This is a genomic window from Xanthomonas albilineans, from assembly GCF_009931595.1.
Classification (GTDB): domain Bacteria; phylum Pseudomonadota; class Gammaproteobacteria; order Xanthomonadales; family Xanthomonadaceae; genus Xanthomonas_A; species Xanthomonas_A albilineans.
Window position 1 is genome coordinate 3,652,501 of sequence record NZ_CP046570.1, and the last position, 15,254, is coordinate 3,667,754.

Sequence of the window (15,254 nt, forward strand, 5' to 3'; positions counted from 1 at the left end):
GTCGGGGATGTCCTGCAATTTGGCCAACTGGGGGTTACCGGCCCAGTTGACCGTGCGCACCTGCTCGCGGCGGGTCCATAGCAAGGCGCTGCGCGACTGCGGCATCAACGGCACGAAGATGAAACCGGCCGCGAGCGGGGCCAGATCAGCCAGCGCCGGAAAGGTCTGGCCGATCTGATCGGTGTGTAGCGCGCCGACGGCATCGTGGCGCAAGGCTTCATGGTGGGTATCCTCGATCTGTTCGCGGATGCGCGCCAGATCCTCGATCGCCGGCATCATGCCGTGGCGGGTAACGTGATCCCCGTGGAAAACCGCCACGCCATCGGCATCCACCACGTCGAGCAGGTCCGAGGCCATCTCATCGAGCATGCTGGCGGTCAGCATCTCGGCGTCGTTGAAGTTGGTAATCAGTTTTTCCCGCAAGGTCAGCAGCATCGACTCGGTGCGCGCACGCGCCACTGCGGTCAGCGCACCGATCCGACCGGCCAGCGCGCGGCTGACCGCATCGGCGACGTCGCGCATCTCGTGATTGCAGAAATACGGGCGATAGTGATGGCAAGCCACCAGCCCCCATAGCGCATCGTTGACCACGATCGAGGTGACCAAGGTGGCGGTGACGCCCATGTTGGCGAGGTATTCCAGATGCACCGGCGAGACACTGCGCAGGCTCACGTCGCTCAGGTCCAGCGGCGCGTGCAAACGCGGGTGCAAGGTAGGCTGGATCGGCGACGGCATATAGCCGACGTCGACGATCTGGCGCACGCGGTTGCGCAGATACAGCGCACGCGCCTGGGCTGGGATATCGGTGGCCGGGTAGTGCAGGCCGAGGTACGGCTCCAGCTCCGCCGCGCGCGCCTCGGCAACGACATCGCCATTCCACTCTTCATCGAAGCGGTAGATCATCACCCTGTCGTAGCCGATCAGCGCACGCAGGCTCTTGGCGGCGCGCTGGCAGGCATCTTCGATGTTGGTGTCGGACTCGAGCCGCCGCAGCACCGGCAACGCCTCGCGCAAGGTGGCATCGGCCAGCGGCGCATCGCGCAGTTCCAGTTCCAGCAGCCATTGCTCTGGATACAGATGCCAGGCGCCAACCCAGCGTTGTGCCGACATCGCGGTGTCGTGCCGAAACGCGATGTCGACATACGCGAGGTGACTAGGCTCGGTCGCGTCAGGCAGCAACCGCGTACGCGGATCCTCAACCGCGAGAATGCTGTCGTAGCGCTGCCTCAGTAGTTCCTCCAGCGGCTGGCCGAATAGATCGGCGGCAGTGGCGCTGGCCTGCACGATGCAACCATCGCTGGGTTCGATCACCAACAACACGCCATACGGCTGCACCGACCCGGGGATATGGATCGGCTCACGCGCACACGCGTCCATATCCAGAGGCGCGATGGAATCACTCATGCGGCAGTCTCCAGGGCAAGATGGGTATGGAAATGCGCGAACATGGTCCGCGCGCCGTCGATCGCGGCCTGTCGCCGTGCCGGGGTGGTCAGGGCCTGTTCGAGGCGCTGCTGAAAATGTCGCCAAGCATCCGGATCGGCGTTGCCCAGTTCGAAATAGCGCAACGCCGATGCGGATTCGGCCAGACGCGCGCGCAATTGCCGGGCAATCACTCGCCCCCCCAGCCGCGAGCCCTCGACGACATAAAGCATGCCCCAGCCGCTACCGGCAGCATGCGCGGGTGGTGCCGGCAGTAACGCCGGCGGTGGCACCTGCAATGCAAGCAGATCCTGGACCAACAGTGGAATGCGCGGCTGGTAGCGCCATCGAGCATCGCCGCAATCGCGCAGCCAGGCCGCCTCGCGCTGCTCCCAACCGGCCAACACGGCATGGTGGCGACGCAACAGCTGCGCGTAATCGCACAACGACAAGGTGCCACTCATCAAAGCTCGCATCGTCGGCAAGCGTTCGACGGCCTCGTGCTGCGATGCGGTGGCCTCGCGCAGCAAACGCGATGCGGTAAACGGCAGGACGGTTCCATCGGGAGGCGGCATCATGGAGGCGGCTGGCAGCAGCAGCACGATTGGCCGCGATGAAGAGAACACACAGCGTAGCAACGCCGATGGCACGCTGCCAGACAGGCAAGGCGTGGCCGCCGACACAAGCTGAGCGGTTCATGCCATGCGCGATATGCGAACGGTTATAAGACCACTATAAGACCACCCACAGGCGGCGTAAGGCACACCGCAGACACCGACCAGCACCCGCCGCCTCAGAGTGGCGCGACCGCGATTGTCTGCTGCAGCACGTGGCGGGCGCCCGGTGCCAGTTCGATCACCTCCGGTCCGGCGTTGGCCGGCTCCAGGCACACGAACTGGCACCAGTGGGATCCCACGTCGACCATCGCGTGGGCCCCGGCTTCGCCCGGATTCCACGCCACCAGGGTGCGGCTGCCGCTGCTAGCGAGATGAATCCGACGCTGCAGGCCCGGATCGAGCAGGGTGTAGCGGCCGCCGGCATCGATGTAGATGCGGTCGCTACGGCCTGGATCGCGCGGATCCTGCAAGGTCCAATCGCCCTGCTGACGATGCACCGTGGCGTAGCCGTCGAACTTGTCCAGGTAATCGAGCCCGTCCAGGCCCTGCACCCGCACCTGGGTGGCGTCGGCAACCCGAAAATAATTGTGCAGGGCTTGGGTGATGCGTGCCGGAGCCGTGCCGATGTTGTCGGTGATCAGGCGCTGCTCCAACGTGGCGCCGATCCGCAGATGCAGGCGCAAGCGCAATGACAGCGCGTCGACGTCTAGCGGTACCAAGGTCAAGACCAGGCTACCGTCGGCCTCTCGCTGCGCCTCCTGCCACTGCCACTGCACCGTGCGCACGACACCGTGCGCGGGTACGGCGTCGGTCTGACCTTGGCGACCGAAATACGGCCAGCACACCGGCGTGCCACCGCGGATCGGGGTCGGCGTCGGCTGCGCACTCGGCGACAACCACAGGACGTCGGTGCCGCCCTTGGGCACGAACGACAGAACCTGCCCGCCAAACAGGCTGATCGCAGCGATGGACTGCGCCGTGTCCACCAGCAACGAAGGATAGCCGTGGAAATCGGCTACGCTCAGACCGAGGACGTCGGACATGGGCTGCATGCTCCGTGGCGCGCTGATGTGGACATACCCATGCTAGCGAGCGGGCGAGGGAGCGCCGTGGTCGCTTTGCCGACGGATGGCGATGACGAATGTGCGGGTACGGGTGCGGAAGGCGCTTTGGCAGGCGTCGCGGGTGCCTCACGGCGCAACGCGTCGAGGATGCGCTGCCCGGCGCGGCCATCGACCGGCTGCAAGCCCAACCGTTGCTGCTCAGCCTGGATGGCACGGCGGGTGGCGGTGCCGATCATGCCATCGGCCTGGCCGATCGCATACCCGCGCGCCAATAGCAAGGTCTGTAGTTCGCGCCGCTCCGCGCGGCCCAGTCCGGGATCGTCGGTCGGCCAGGCAGCGACCAGCCCGGGCTTGCCGCGCAGGCGGTCGGACAACAACGCAATGGCCAGCGCATAACTTTCGGCGGCGTTGTAGGCATAGATCGCATCGTAGTTACGGAACACCAGGAACGCGGGGCCATGCTCGCCGGCCGGCAACAGCAGCGCCGCTGGCGTTTGCGTCGCCAGCGCAGGGAGGGCGCGGCCATCGGCGGCGGTCAGCCCGCGCGCGCGCCAGTCCGCCAGCGGCCGGCGTTGCGTGCGCCCGGCGTGCGCCGAATCGAAACCGTCCGGCAACTTCACCTCCAGCCCCCACGGCTGTCCGCTCTGCCAACCGGACAGCTTGAGGTAGTGCGCGGTGGAGGCCAGTGCATCGGGGAGACTGGCGACCAAGTCGCGGCGGCCATCGCCATCGCCGTCCACCGCGATACGCGCGTAGGTGCTGGGCATGAACTGGGTATGGCCGAAAGCGCCTGCCCAGGAGCCGGTCAGCCCTTCGGGCTTTAGATCGCCGGCTTGCAGCAGCTTCAACAACGCGAACAGTTCGCCGCGAAAGAACGGCTGACGGCGGCCGTTGCACGCCAAGGTCAACAGCGACACCAACAATGGACGTTTGCCCGTGCTGCGACCGTAATCGCTCTCCACGCCCCACACCGCGACCACCGTCTGCGCATCCACGCCGTATTGCTGCGCCACGTGCGCGAGCAGATCGCGGTGGGCGCTCAGCATCGCACGACCATCGTCGATGCGTTGGGTATCGACCAAGCCGGCCAGATAATCCCAGATCGGCGTGGTGAACTCGGGTTGCGCATCAAGGAGCGGTAACACGCTCATGTCCGGTTGCAGGCCGGCGGTGAAGCGATCGAAAGCCGCTGCTGTCACCCCATTTTTGCCGGCGGCGGTGCGCAGGCCCGCGACGCAGGTGGCGAAGGCCGGGTCCACTGCCGATGCACTGGCGGACGCGGCGGACGGGGTTTGCGCGATGGCACACGGCACCACGCACAGCAAGGCCCAAGCGAAACGCAGCATCGAAACTTCCTCGCCGACAACAGGCCGCACATCATAAACAACCGCATCGCACACGCCACTCACCCGGCGACGGCGACGCGACGCTCAATCCAGCGCGTCGAGGTAGTACCAGCACCCGTCCTCGCGCACGAAGCGGCTGTGTTCGGTCATGCGCACCGCGCTGCCGCCGCCGATGCGATAGCGCGCCAGAAACGCGACCTCGGCACGCGCCTCGCCGGTGTTCACGACCCGCTGCACTGTAAGGCCGAGCCAAACGGTGCGCGGATCGATGTCCACCTGCGCTGGGCGCGTGGACGGATACCAACTGGCGCGCAGGTAATCGGCATCGCCGCGCACATACGCACTGTAGCGCGCGCGCATCAGCGACTCGGCATCCGGCGCGGCAGCACCCGCATGGTAGAGCCCGCAGCACTGCGCGTAATCGCGCGGGCGGCCGCAGGGACAGGGATCGGCAAGACGCGGGGCGGACCGGGACATCCGCAAATTGTGCCGGCTGCCGCGACGCGCTGCACGCGGCGAGCGCCATGGCGGCCGACCACGGCTATGCTGGCCGCCCCTTTGCACGGAGCCTTCGCGTGCTGGAATCGATTCCCACCGAACTACCGTGGCTGCTATGCATCGCTTTCAGCGCGGGACTGGTGGACGCGGCGGTGGGCGGTGGCGGCTTGATCCAGTTGCCGGGGCTGTTCGCGACCCTGCCACAGCAAGCCCCCGCCCTGCTGTTGGGGACCAACAAGTTCAGTTCGATGGCCGGCACCGGCGCGGCCACCTGGCGCTACACACGCCATGTGCGCTTGCCATGGCGACCAGTGCTGTATGCGACGGCGGCGGCGTTCGCGTTCTCTTTCCTCGGTGCCACTGCGGTCAGCCTGTTGCCGAAACAGGCCGTGCGACCGCTGATCCTGGTGCTGCTGATCGCGATGCTGGGATACACGCTGCTCAAGAAGGACTTCGGCGCCTTGCACCGGCCACGCCACATCGGTCGCCGTGAACTGGTGATCGCGCTGACGATGGGCGCGGCGATCGGTTTCTACGACGGTTTCTTCGGCCCGGGTACCGGCAGCTTCCTGATCTTCCTGTTCATCCGTTTCTTCGGCCTGGATTTCCTGCGCGCCTCGGCCGCAGCGAAGGTGGTCAATCTGGCGACCAACCTGGCCGCGCTGTGCTTCTTCTTACCCAGCGGGCAAGTGCTGCTGGCCGCGGCGCTACCGATGGCGGCGGCCAACGTGGCCGGCGCGATGACCGGCACGCGGCTGGCGCTGCGCGGCGGCACACCCCTGATCCGGCGATTGTTCCTGGTGTTGGTGGTGGTGCTGATCGGCAAGATGGGCTGGGATGTGCTGCACTAAGAGTGGCTAACAAAACGTCGCGAGTCTGTGTCGGATGGGCGTTGACAGCGCGTAGGAAACGCAATCTACAGGCAGTACATAAGGATTCCGAACACTACCCGCGCCCGTCCGACAGAGACGCCGTAGTTTGGCCAGCTACTCTAAGGCATGCCGGTTCGGCGCACGCCTACGCGTTTTACTCACCGAGCGCGGCACGGATGCGGGGCCACGCGTAGTTCCAGGCAATGCGCTCCTGCTCCAGGCGCGGCGCGGGACCGAAGCGACCGCTGCGCAGGCCGGTGTACAAGGTTTGCTCAGCCGCGCTCAGTGCGTCCAGCCGCTGCGCGCGATGCTGGCGGCGCTCGTGTCCCCACAGGTTGGACGGCGTATCACGCAACGTGGTTTCGTCCATCAGCAACGCGACCGTCTGCGGCGCGTGCCGGCGCAGGCGATGCAGGATCGCCAAGCCATGCGTGTCGATGTCGCCCCAGTAGTACAGCGGCAATGGTCGCAACCACTCGATGGCGCGCACGTAGTCCACGGCATAACCGCGCGCCATCAGCACCAGCGTGCCGGGCAGGTCCTCGCAAGCCAGGCCAGTCTCGCGGTTCTCCACGATCAACACCTGGCGTACCGGCAGTTGCAACGCGGCGACCTGGGCAATCGGCGCGTGCACGTCCTCCAGGCCGCCGAGCCGCGCGCGCAGTGCCGGATCGAGCAGGCGCAGGCGCACCCGGTCGGGTGCGCGGCGCAGTCCGGACAGACTGTCGAAGCTGCGCTGTTCGGCAATGCCACGCAGCCCGGCCAGCCAATCGGCGATAACTCCGCGGCGCGGCTCGATCCATTTGCTGTCGATGCCGGCAATCGGCAACTGGCGCAGGAACAGGCCGTTGTCGGGATGTGCATGCAGCCAATCGACGACCGCGATCAAACGCGCGAAATCGCCCTCCGGCGCATCGGCGAGCAGATCGAACTGCCGGTGCACGCGCGCGGCAAGTCCCGTCGTCTGCGGCCAGCGTTGGGCCAGCAACGCGCAGCGCTGGCGCGCCTGCTGCCAACGCGCTCCTTCGCCGAGCGCGCTGGCGGCCTCGCTGGCATCGGCATGCCAAACCTGCGGCAAACGTTGCAGGCCCAGTTGCGACCATTTCACCTCGCCCCACTCCACCCGCCCCGGCAAGGCCGTGCCGCGCCATGCCTGCAGCCATTGCCCGAACGCGGCGAACCCAGCACTGGCCTGCGCCTGGGTCGGCACCCGTAACGCGATCGGCGCCGGGGTGGCGGCATCTATCAGCAGGCACCACGGTGCAACCGCCACTGCGAGCGCAAGGCCGCCAGCGCGGCGTCGGGAAGCAACATCGGCGCGGCGCGCGTCATCCGGATCAGGTCTTAGGTGATGCGTCAGCGGTGACGCGCCGGCGCGACGTGCTGCCCGTCGGCGCAGCGATTTCGACCAGCTCAGCCGCAGTCGGGTCTGCAGTGCGCGCACGTTCGGGCAGCTTCAATCGCTTGGCATCCTCGTCGTATTCGATCAGCAACACACCCGAATCATGACGGCCACTGATCTCCACGAAGCAGGCACCACCGATGAACGGTTCCAGCGTCATCACCGATTTCAACGGCGTGGCCACCACCATCTGGAAGCCGAAGTTCGCGAAGATATTCATCGCCAGCGCGGTGAATTCGTTGTCGGCCTTGTCGAACGCTTCGTCCAGCACCACTGCACAATAACGCGGCAGTTCGCCGTCCTCGCCGCCGAGCTGGTAGCGCAACGCCGCGGCCAAGCAGGTGGTGGCCAGCTTCTGCCTCTGGCCGCCGGATTTGCCGGCGCCGCTGCGATAAATCTCCACCTGCTGGCGGGTGGCGGCATCCAGTTCCACGCCGACGAACTCCACGTGCAGGCGCACGTCCAGCACCAGTTCCCGCCAGCGCTTGTCTTCGCCCTCCTGCGAACCGAGCCGGCGTACCAGCGCGCGCAGCACGGCGAACTGCTGCTCGGCCAGTTCGCGCTGTTCGGTCTGGTGATGACCGAGCACCTCGCGCAGGCATTGCTGGAATTCGATCACCTCGGGCAAACGGCGCTCGCTCAATTCGATGGTCAGCAAAGTGCCGCGATTGAACGGCACCTGTTCGAGACTGGCGTTGACTTCGTCCAGGCGCTGAGCGATAGACTTGCGCGCCTCGGCGGCATGCCGTTGCAACGCCAGCAAATTGTTTTTGCTTTGACTCTGCAACAGATCGAAGAAGCGCGCTTCGTGTTGCGGCAGACCATCGCGTTCCAGGCGCTGCAAGCGGGCGAGGAAGTCGTCGGCGCCGGAGAGGCTGACGCTGAAATCGCCACTGTCTTCCGGCCACTGCTGGCAGTAGCGGCGAAAGCAGCCTAGCAGCAACTGCTCCAACCGATGGTGTTCCTGCTGGCTGGTGCCGAGCTGGGCTTCGATACCGCGTTCCAGATTGCGGAACAGATCGGCCAGGTTGTCCAGGCTCAACGTGCCGAGCACCTCCAGGCGCTCGCCGAGGCCCTGGCGTTGCAGCGGCGTGAGGACGCGCGCGTCGGCATCGGCACATTCCAGGCGCTGCTTTTCCAGGCGCGCGCGCTCCTTGCCGAGCACCACCCGCTCGCTGCGGACATCTTGATAGGTGCGGTCGGCATGTTGGATGTCGGCGCGTGCGCGGTCGATCGCCTCGGCCAGGGCGCGCAGGTTGGCGTCGCCTTCGCGCAACTGGCGCAGCGCCTGCGCGATGTCGTCCAGTCGCTGCAAGGGCGCGGCCACATCGATCTCGTCCCAGCCCAGATTGGCCAGGGTGTGCTGCGCCAGACGCTGCATGCCCGCGCGTTCGCGGCGGGCGCGCAACGCCACCACGTCGGCATCGCAGGCGGCGATGCGCGCGGCCAGTTCCTGGCCCTCGCGCTCGAACAAGGCCCGTTTGTCGCGGTTATCGAAGCCCAACAGCCAGCGCCGGCGGTCACCGATGGCATGGCGGTCGTCCTTTTCGTAACGCTCACCAGGATGTTTGATCTGGCCTTCGCGGGTCATACCGCGTTCGGCCTGCCGCAACGCCTTGGCGCTGTCCACACAGTCGTAGTCAAAACGCTTGCCCAGTTCCCGGCGCAGCCAGCCAGCGAAGGCATGTTCGCGCAGTTCCAGCTTGTGCAGCAGCGACACCGACCCAGGCGCGCTGGCAGAGGACAGCGCCTGCGCGTTGTCGCGTACCCGGTAATAGACCAGGCGAATCCCCAAGTGCGTGCGGTTGACCCAATCGGCCACGTCCGCGTAGTGGCGTTCGTCCACCAGCAACGATTGCGCGAAACCATGCAATACGCGCTCGATGGCACCGCGCCAGGCGGCTTGGTCGGCACGTACCTGGATCAACTCGCCAACGAACGGCAGCGCCGCCTCCGGCACGCCTGTATCGGCGCTCAGCCGCGCGCGCAGCGCCTGCATCGGTGCTGGAATGTTGGAGGGATTGCGCGTGAGCGTTTCGATTTCGGCGCGCACCTCGGCGAAGCGTTTTTCGTCCTCAGCCTTGACCGCCATGCGTTGGAGGATCGCCTCGTCCAGTTCGGCGGCCGCACGCTGTCCATCCTCCAGCGCCGCGCGCGCCTGCGCGGCCTGTTCGGCGAAACCATGCGCACTGCCGGCCAGCGCCTGCTCCAGCACACCACAGGCCTGTTCGGCGTGGGTCCGCTTGGCCGCGCGGCGGTCGCGCTCGGCCTCCACCTGGGCGTGTTCGCGCTCCAGCGCATCGATGCGTTCGCCACCTTGTGCGCGCCGCTGCGCTTCCAGATCGTCGAGGCGACGCTGGTGGTTCTCCAATGCGGCACGCCGCTGGCCTTCTTCGCCGGCCAGCCCACGATCCTGGGTGTCCAGCGCTTGCAACCGCGCATCCAGCAAGGCCAGGCGGCGCTGCTCGCGATAGGGATCCAAGCCGAGCTTGAGTTCCTCCAGCTCGCTGCGCTGACGGCGCAAGACCATCAACTCGGCATGATAGTCGCGCGCCGGGGCCAGGGTTTCGACTTGGCAGCGCGCGGTCACCACTGCCTGATGCGCGCCATCCAACTCGGCGAAATCGCCAAGCAGCCGTTCGGCGGCATCAAAGGTCTTGGGCTCTTCGAGCATGAAACCGCGCAGGAAGGCATTGAGATCGCCCAGGTTCTTCGCCGACTGGGTCTTGTGCAGCAAGCGCAGCGCCGTTTCGTTGCCGATGCCAAGCTGGTGACGGAAACACTCGGCATAGCCGGCGAAGCTGTCGAAGTGATGCACGTCGGACAGGCGCTGCTTGAGCTTGCGCAGATCCAGGTCGAAGCCGGCCAGATCGGTGGCGATATCGAACGCGCGCTCGGCCACCATGTAGTGCTTGCGCACATCGCCGGCCGCAGCGCCGCTACCGGCGATCCAGAACAACCGCACCAGGCTGACCACGCGCTCTTCGCCGTCACGGTATTCCAGCACCAGCGCGGTCCAGGTGGCGCCCTTGCGTAGGTATTGGGTGGCGATTTCGCCGGAAGCGCTGTCTTGCTGGTCGGCCCAGGCACCGCGCACGTAGGACACCAGATTGCGGTCGCGCCCGCTGCGTTCGGCCTCGCGGGCGGCGGCGTTGAAATCGACGATGTTCGGCGGCGTCAGCAATGCCGACATCGCGTCCAGCAAGGTGGATTTACCAGAACCGGAACGGCCGACGAACAAGAAACCGCGCGCGGCGATCGGCACCTCGGTCAGGCCAGAAAACGTGCCCCAGTTATAGACCTGCAGGCGCCGCATACGGAACTGTTGCAGACGCGGATCGGGCAGATCGCAGGCAAACAAGCTGGAAGACGCGGAAGATTTCATCGGCACAGCCTAGAGCGTGTATGCACGTCGAATGGGTTGCGTTGGTGGTCAGCGGTGCGATGGTGGTGGTGCATGGTATCGCTAGCCGTCACCAGACACATCTGCGGCCGCATCACTGTTTTCCACGGATTCCGGCGCCTCGCGTAGTTCGCGGTAGACCTGGGCCAATGCGGCCACATCCTCTGCGGAGAACAATAATTTGAGTGCTGGTGAGACTTCGCAACGCTCTTCTTCACCACGCAGGCGGGTCAAGACGTGGTTTTCCTTCATTTTTTGCACAGCATTGCCGACACGACGCAGGAAACCGGCACGGTCGGTCGACAGGTTCTTTTCGTACACCGCCAACGCGTCGCTCAACTGTGCTTCCTCCACCACCGCGCGGACCCCGCGCGCATCGGCTTCGGCCAATTGTTGGCGCAGGTGCAGCAGCAACACCGAATCGATGAAGGTCAGCGGCGCCGAGCGCAGCAGCACCGGTGTTTCCAGTTCGCCGGTGTCGGCCTGACGGGTGAACGCGATACCGGCTTCGCGGTCCAGCACCAACTCCAGGAACAACTCCGACAGCGCGCTGCGGATCGCCGCTTCGTTGCGCAACAACGCCGGCCATAGCTTGCTGTGCCGCTGCGCGTCCACGCTCGGGCCGCTGAGCAACTGGCACAGCGCACGACGCGCGTCCAGCGGCAAGCCACCACTGTCGCCTGCGAATAATCCGCTACCGGTATCTGCGGCGGTCGCGGTGTCGGTATCGCATGTCGGATCAGGCGCATCGGCATGATCATGCCAATTCATGGCGTTTCTCCTGAGTGAACCACACCAGCGGAATGCGCGCGCTGCGCCACTGGCCATCGCCGCCGCGCCAGTGCGCGCGTTCGTGCTGTTCGGCAAGGACAACGCCATGGCGCGTACCCAGCGACAAATAGCCGATCACGCTACCCAAGCCCTGGTTAGCCTCGCGCTGCGCCAGCACCTGAGCGATGGACAACTGCCGATGCACGGCAAGCAACTCGAACAAATCGCGGCGCAGACGGCGGAAATCGATCTCCGATTGCGCCACCAAGTCGCCAACGCTGTCTAAGGAGATCGCCGCCGCTTCGTTGCGCTGGATGCTGCCGTCGATCTGTTGCTGACGCGGATCGTGCAGGCGCCACTGCGCCAGCGAGCGCAAGCGGCTGCTGGTCAATTTCAGATCGCGACCGATGCTGCGCTGCGCGGGAATGCGATCGCGCAGGGCCAGCGCTTCGGCCTGCGCCTGCTTGAGCAACTGATTGAGCCGGCGTTGTTCGAGATAGCCACGGCTCTGCACGAAGCCGCGCAGACTGCGCGCGAAATGCTGCATCACATCGTGGATCTGACCGCCGCGCTCGAGCATGGTGGCGGTCAGCCCACGCAGGAAGCTGCGTTCACGCCGATCGAGTTTGCGCGCGAAACCACGCGACAGCACCGTCTCCAGTGCCGCATCCAGCTGCGCGCTCTGTTCGGCATCGTTGAGCAACGCCCAGAACGCCTGGAAGCTGCGACCGGCATCGCTGTCACCGATCACGTCCACGCCTTCGAACAGCTTGCCCAAAATCTCGCCGCGTTCGCCTTCATCGTCGATGATGCGTTCGCGGAAGCCGCGATTGAGTTGCTCGAAATCGTCGCGAACGCGGCGGAAATCCTCGGTCAACTCGTCGGCCAGGGCGATCACCTGGCGCGTCCGCTCCAGCGCGCGCTTGCCATCCAGCGAGGCGACCTTGCCTGCGGAAACTCGCGCGATTTCCGCATCGATCCGGTCGCGTTCGTTACGCAGCGCGGACAAACGTGCATCCGGATTGGTTTCGGTCAACGCCGCCAATTGCGCCAGCTGCTGCATCACCAACGCCAGACGGCTCTCGGTGGCGGCGCCACGCGCATGTTCCAGTCCATCGACGAAGCGGATCGCCTGCAAGGCCTGAGTCGACAACTCGTAGTCTTCCTGCTGCGCACCCTCCGGCAACCGACGCTCCAGCCAGCCCTGGGCCAACCAGTGCGCGACATAGGCCTGCGCGGTCCGCGGCAGGTCGCGCGCCAGCTGATCGGCGTTAAGATCGTCCAGCATGCGCTGCAGCCGTTCGTGCAGCACCGCCGTCGGCAAGCGGCGCTCGCTCTCCAACAGCAAGGTCTGCAGCAGGCCGATGATTTCCGGTGCCTGATCGGCCGCGAGCAGCTTCCACAACGACTGCTCGCGCAGCGCACGATAACGGGCGATACGGGCGCGGTGTTTCATGGAGCGTGTACCGAGCGCAAGCAAGGACAACCTTGCAACGACTCGGCCATGCTAACCCGCCACCGCATGCGCCACGCTCAACGTGCGCCGCAATCGATGAAGCGCAAGAATTCGGCGCGCGTGCGCGCATCTTCGCGGAAAGTGCCGAGCATCTTCGAGGTGACCATGCTGACACCGCGCTTGTGCACGCCGCGGGTGGTCATGCATTCGTGCGAGCCCTCCACCACCACACCCACGCCCAACGGCTCCAGCGCATCCTGGATACATTCCGCGATCTGCGCGGTCATCTTTTCCTGTACCTGGAAGCGACGCGCATAGGCATCGACCACCCGCGCCAGCTTGCTGATGCCCACCACCTTGCCACGCGGCAGGTAACCGACATGCACCTTGCCGATGATCGGCGCCATATGGTGCTCGCAGTGGCTTTCGTAATCGATGTCGCGCAGCACGATCAGTTCATCGTAGCCAGCCACCTCTTCGAAAGTGCGCAACATATACTCGCGCGGATCCTCGCGGTAACCGCTGAACCAATCGCCGTAGGCCTCGACGACCCGCCGCGGAGTATCCAGTAAGCCTTCGCGGGTCGGGTCGTCGCCGGACCAGCGCAGCAGGGTACGCACCGCCTCTTCGGCCTGGGCCTGGGTCACGCAAGGGACAGGAGTGTGCTTGGAATCGGCCATCGGATGAAGAAACGCCGGTGAGAGGGGCTGCATGGTACCCGAGTCGCCGGGAAGACGCCGTTGCGGGGTGCACGCAAGCCGGCTGCGCGGTGACGCAGCCGATAGAAACGCGCGACGGCTCAGCCGCGCACATCCGGCATTGGCGGATACCGGCGTTGCTGCAACGCAGTCGCGTCGTCGAGCCAGTTGGCGCCCTTGTTGCTCAGGAAGCGCGCGTACACCACCAACGACACTGCGATCACCGCCGTGGCATACCAGACAAAGGTCGTCACATGGTCGGTCTTCAGCGAGGCTTGGTAGAGCAGCGGCGCGGTGCCGCCGAAGACCGAATTGGCCAAGGCATATCCCAGGCCGACACCGAGCGCGCGGATATGGGTGGGGAACAATTCGGCTTTCACCACCGCGTTGATTGAGGTGTAACCGGTGAGAATGACGAAACTCACAGCGAGGATCGCGAATGCGCCCAGCCAATCGTGCTGTTTCGGCAGTTCCAGCACGAGGAACCAGGTGTAAAGCACCCCGCCGATACCGAAGAACACCAACAGGCTCTTGCGCCCGACCAGATCCGATAGCCAACCGCCGATCGGTTGCATCAGCATCAGCACGGTCAACGCCACCAAATTGATGATCGTCCCGGCCATCACATCGTCGCCGGCGAACGCGCTCTGGATCATTTTCGGCCCGATGACCGAATACGTGTAGAAGGCGACCGTACCGCCCGCGGTCACCAGAAAACACACCAGCAGCGGTCGCCATTGATGCACGAACAACTCGTGCAACGCGCCGGCCGCGTGCGCACCACCCTTGCGCGCCTCGGCGATGGAGTCCGAACCCAACGACTCGTCCATACTCCGGCGCAACCAGAACACCACCAACGCACCGACACCCCCCAGGGCGAAGGCCACACGCCACCCCCACGCCGACATCTGCACGGGATCGAACACCTGCAACAGCACCAGCAGCACGGCCTGCGCGAGTACGTGGCCGCCAACCAGCGTCACGTAATGGAATGAGGACAGGAAGCCGCGTCGCCCCGGAATCGCCGCCTCCGACAGATACGTGGCACTGGTGCCGTACTCGCCACCGGTCGCGAAGCCTTGCACCAGACGTGCCAACAGCAGCAGCGCCGGCGCGGCGAAGCCGATGCTGGACATCGTCGGTGTGACCGCGATCAGGAACGCGCAAGCGGCCATCAGCGACACCGAGAGAATCAGCGCCAGGCGCCGGCCATAGCGATCGGCGACGCGACCGAAGTACCACGCGCCCAGGGGCCGCATCACGAAAGTGACCGCAAAGATCGCCCAAACATACAGCGTGGCGTTCTTGTCCTGCTTGGAAAAGAACTGGGACTCGAAGTAGCTGGCAAATACCGAGTAGACATAGACGTCGTACCACTCCACCAGATTGCCGGCCGAGCCCTTGAGCGTGTTGGACACCGAGCGACGGAGGCTGCCGGGCACAGCGATATGGGCAACGGAAGGTGAAGATGCGTGCATGCGATGGATCCTGTTATGAGGAACGCCAGCAAAGTATGACAAGCGCGAATTGGTTCATTAATGTGATCTTCATCACGTGAACTTACGCCCTGACCTCGATCATAGCCTTGTCATGCGCTAACGACGCACTTCAGTTCACCGGCAACACGCCGCTACCCATGTGCTAACCCGGCACAGCGCAATCGTGCGACCGTCGGCAACCCGTTCCTCCGCACCATGCCCGTTAT

Annotated in this window: 9 protein-coding genes, 1 other RNA gene and 2 pseudogenes (1 of these 12 running past the window's edge); 1 reads left to right on the forward strand and 11 read right to left on the reverse strand. The window is 65.4% G+C overall.

Annotated elements, in window-relative coordinates; genetic code table 11:
• The 4 genes and pseudogenes from bphP to XaFJ1_RS15335 form a co-directional block, all read right to left on the reverse strand.
• Positions 1-1,404: the 5' portion of a bacteriophytochrome BphP gene (bphP, locus tag XaFJ1_RS15315; RefSeq protein ID WP_012917591.1), read on the reverse strand. The gene continues 507 nt to the left of window position 1, outside the view; 1,404 of the gene's 1,911 nt are visible here — the first part of the coding sequence; it begins with the start codon at positions 1,402-1,404; its stop codon lies beyond the left edge, outside the window.
• The gene (locus XaFJ1_RS15320) at positions 1,401-2,000 is read right to left on the reverse strand and encodes a biliverdin-producing heme oxygenase (protein WP_045757115.1); all 600 of its coding nucleotides are present in this window, start codon (positions 1,998-2,000) and stop codon (positions 1,401-1,403) included. Before XaFJ1_RS15320 ends, bphP begins: the two co-directional genes overlap by 4 nt.
• A gap of 215 nt (positions 2,001-2,215) precedes the next feature.
• Positions 2,216-4,449 (reverse strand): annotated as a pseudogene (locus XaFJ1_RS16305) (lytic murein transglycosylase).
• 84 nt (positions 4,450-4,533) lie between these two features.
• On the reverse strand, positions 4,534-4,926 hold the full coding sequence (locus tag XaFJ1_RS15335; protein ID WP_012917595.1) for a YchJ family protein: 393 nt from the start codon (positions 4,924-4,926) through the stop codon (positions 4,534-4,536).
• A gap of 98 nt (positions 4,927-5,024) precedes the next feature.
• Here XaFJ1_RS15335 and XaFJ1_RS15340 point away from each other — a divergent pair, with 98 nt between their 5' ends.
• On the forward strand, positions 5,025-5,798 hold the full coding sequence (locus XaFJ1_RS15340; protein ID WP_045757456.1) for a sulfite exporter TauE/SafE family protein: 774 nt from the start codon (positions 5,025-5,027) through the stop codon (positions 5,796-5,798).
• A gap of 4 nt (positions 5,799-5,802) precedes the next feature.
• Here XaFJ1_RS15340 and XaFJ1_RS15345 read toward each other — a convergent pair.
• From XaFJ1_RS15345 to XaFJ1_RS15375, 7 genes and pseudogenes are all read right to left on the reverse strand, one after another.
• A non-coding RNA gene (locus XaFJ1_RS15345) (sX9 sRNA) lies at positions 5,803-5,878 on the reverse strand.
• A 95-nt stretch (positions 5,879-5,973) separates the two neighbouring features.
• Positions 5,974-7,151, reverse strand: a pseudogene (locus tag XaFJ1_RS15350) (Wadjet anti-phage system protein JetD domain-containing protein).
• 5 nt (positions 7,152-7,156) lie between these two features.
• Positions 7,157-10,606, reverse strand: a complete 3,450-nt coding sequence (locus tag XaFJ1_RS15355) for an ATP-binding protein (RefSeq protein ID WP_012917598.1) — start codon at positions 10,604-10,606, stop codon at positions 7,157-7,159.
• An 81-nt stretch (positions 10,607-10,687) separates the two neighbouring features.
• Positions 10,688-11,395, reverse strand: a complete 708-nt coding sequence (locus tag XaFJ1_RS15360; protein ID WP_012917599.1) for a DUF4194 domain-containing protein — start codon at positions 11,393-11,395, stop codon at positions 10,688-10,690.
• Entirely contained in the window at positions 11,382-12,851 is a 1,470-nt protein-coding gene (locus tag XaFJ1_RS15365; RefSeq protein WP_012917600.1) for a DUF3375 domain-containing protein, read from the reverse strand. The genes XaFJ1_RS15360 and XaFJ1_RS15365 overlap by 14 nt, the downstream gene beginning before the upstream one ends.
• 77 nt (positions 12,852-12,928) lie before the next feature.
• Positions 12,929-13,531, reverse strand: a complete 603-nt coding sequence (gene folE / locus XaFJ1_RS15370; protein WP_012917601.1) for a GTP cyclohydrolase I FolE — start codon at positions 13,529-13,531, stop codon at positions 12,929-12,931.
• 119 nt (positions 13,532-13,650) lie between these two features.
• The gene (locus XaFJ1_RS15375) at positions 13,651-15,027 is read right to left on the reverse strand and encodes an MFS transporter (RefSeq protein ID WP_012917602.1); all 1,377 of its coding nucleotides are present in this window, start codon (positions 15,025-15,027) and stop codon (positions 13,651-13,653) included.
• Positions 15,028-15,254: the final 227 nt, after the last annotated feature.

Bases quoted from the DNA above. Each gene is read 5' to 3' on its own strand.
- XaFJ1_RS15320 (WP_045757115.1), bottom strand. From the start codon at position 2,000: ATGATGCCGCCTCCCGATGGAACCGTCCTGCCGTTTACCGCATCGCGT.
- XaFJ1_RS15335 (WP_012917595.1), bottom strand. From the start codon at position 4,926: ATGTCCCGGTCCGCCCCGCGTCTTGCCGATCCCTGTCCCTGCGGCCGC.
- XaFJ1_RS15355 (WP_012917598.1), bottom strand. From the start codon at position 10,606: ATGAAATCTTCCGCGTCTTCCAGCTTGTTTGCCTGCGATCTGCCCGAT.
- XaFJ1_RS15360 (WP_012917599.1), bottom strand. From the start codon at position 11,395: ATGAATTGGCATGATCATGCCGATGCGCCTGATCCGACATGCGATACC.
- XaFJ1_RS15365 (WP_012917600.1), bottom strand. From the start codon at position 12,851: ATGAAACACCGCGCCCGTATCGCCCGTTATCGTGCGCTGCGCGAGCAG.
- folE (WP_012917601.1), bottom strand. From the start codon at position 13,531: ATGGCCGATTCCAAGCACACTCCTGTCCCTTGCGTGACCCAGGCCCAG.
- XaFJ1_RS15375 (WP_012917602.1), bottom strand. From the start codon at position 15,027: ATGCACGCATCTTCACCTTCCGTTGCCCATATCGCTGTGCCCGGCAGC.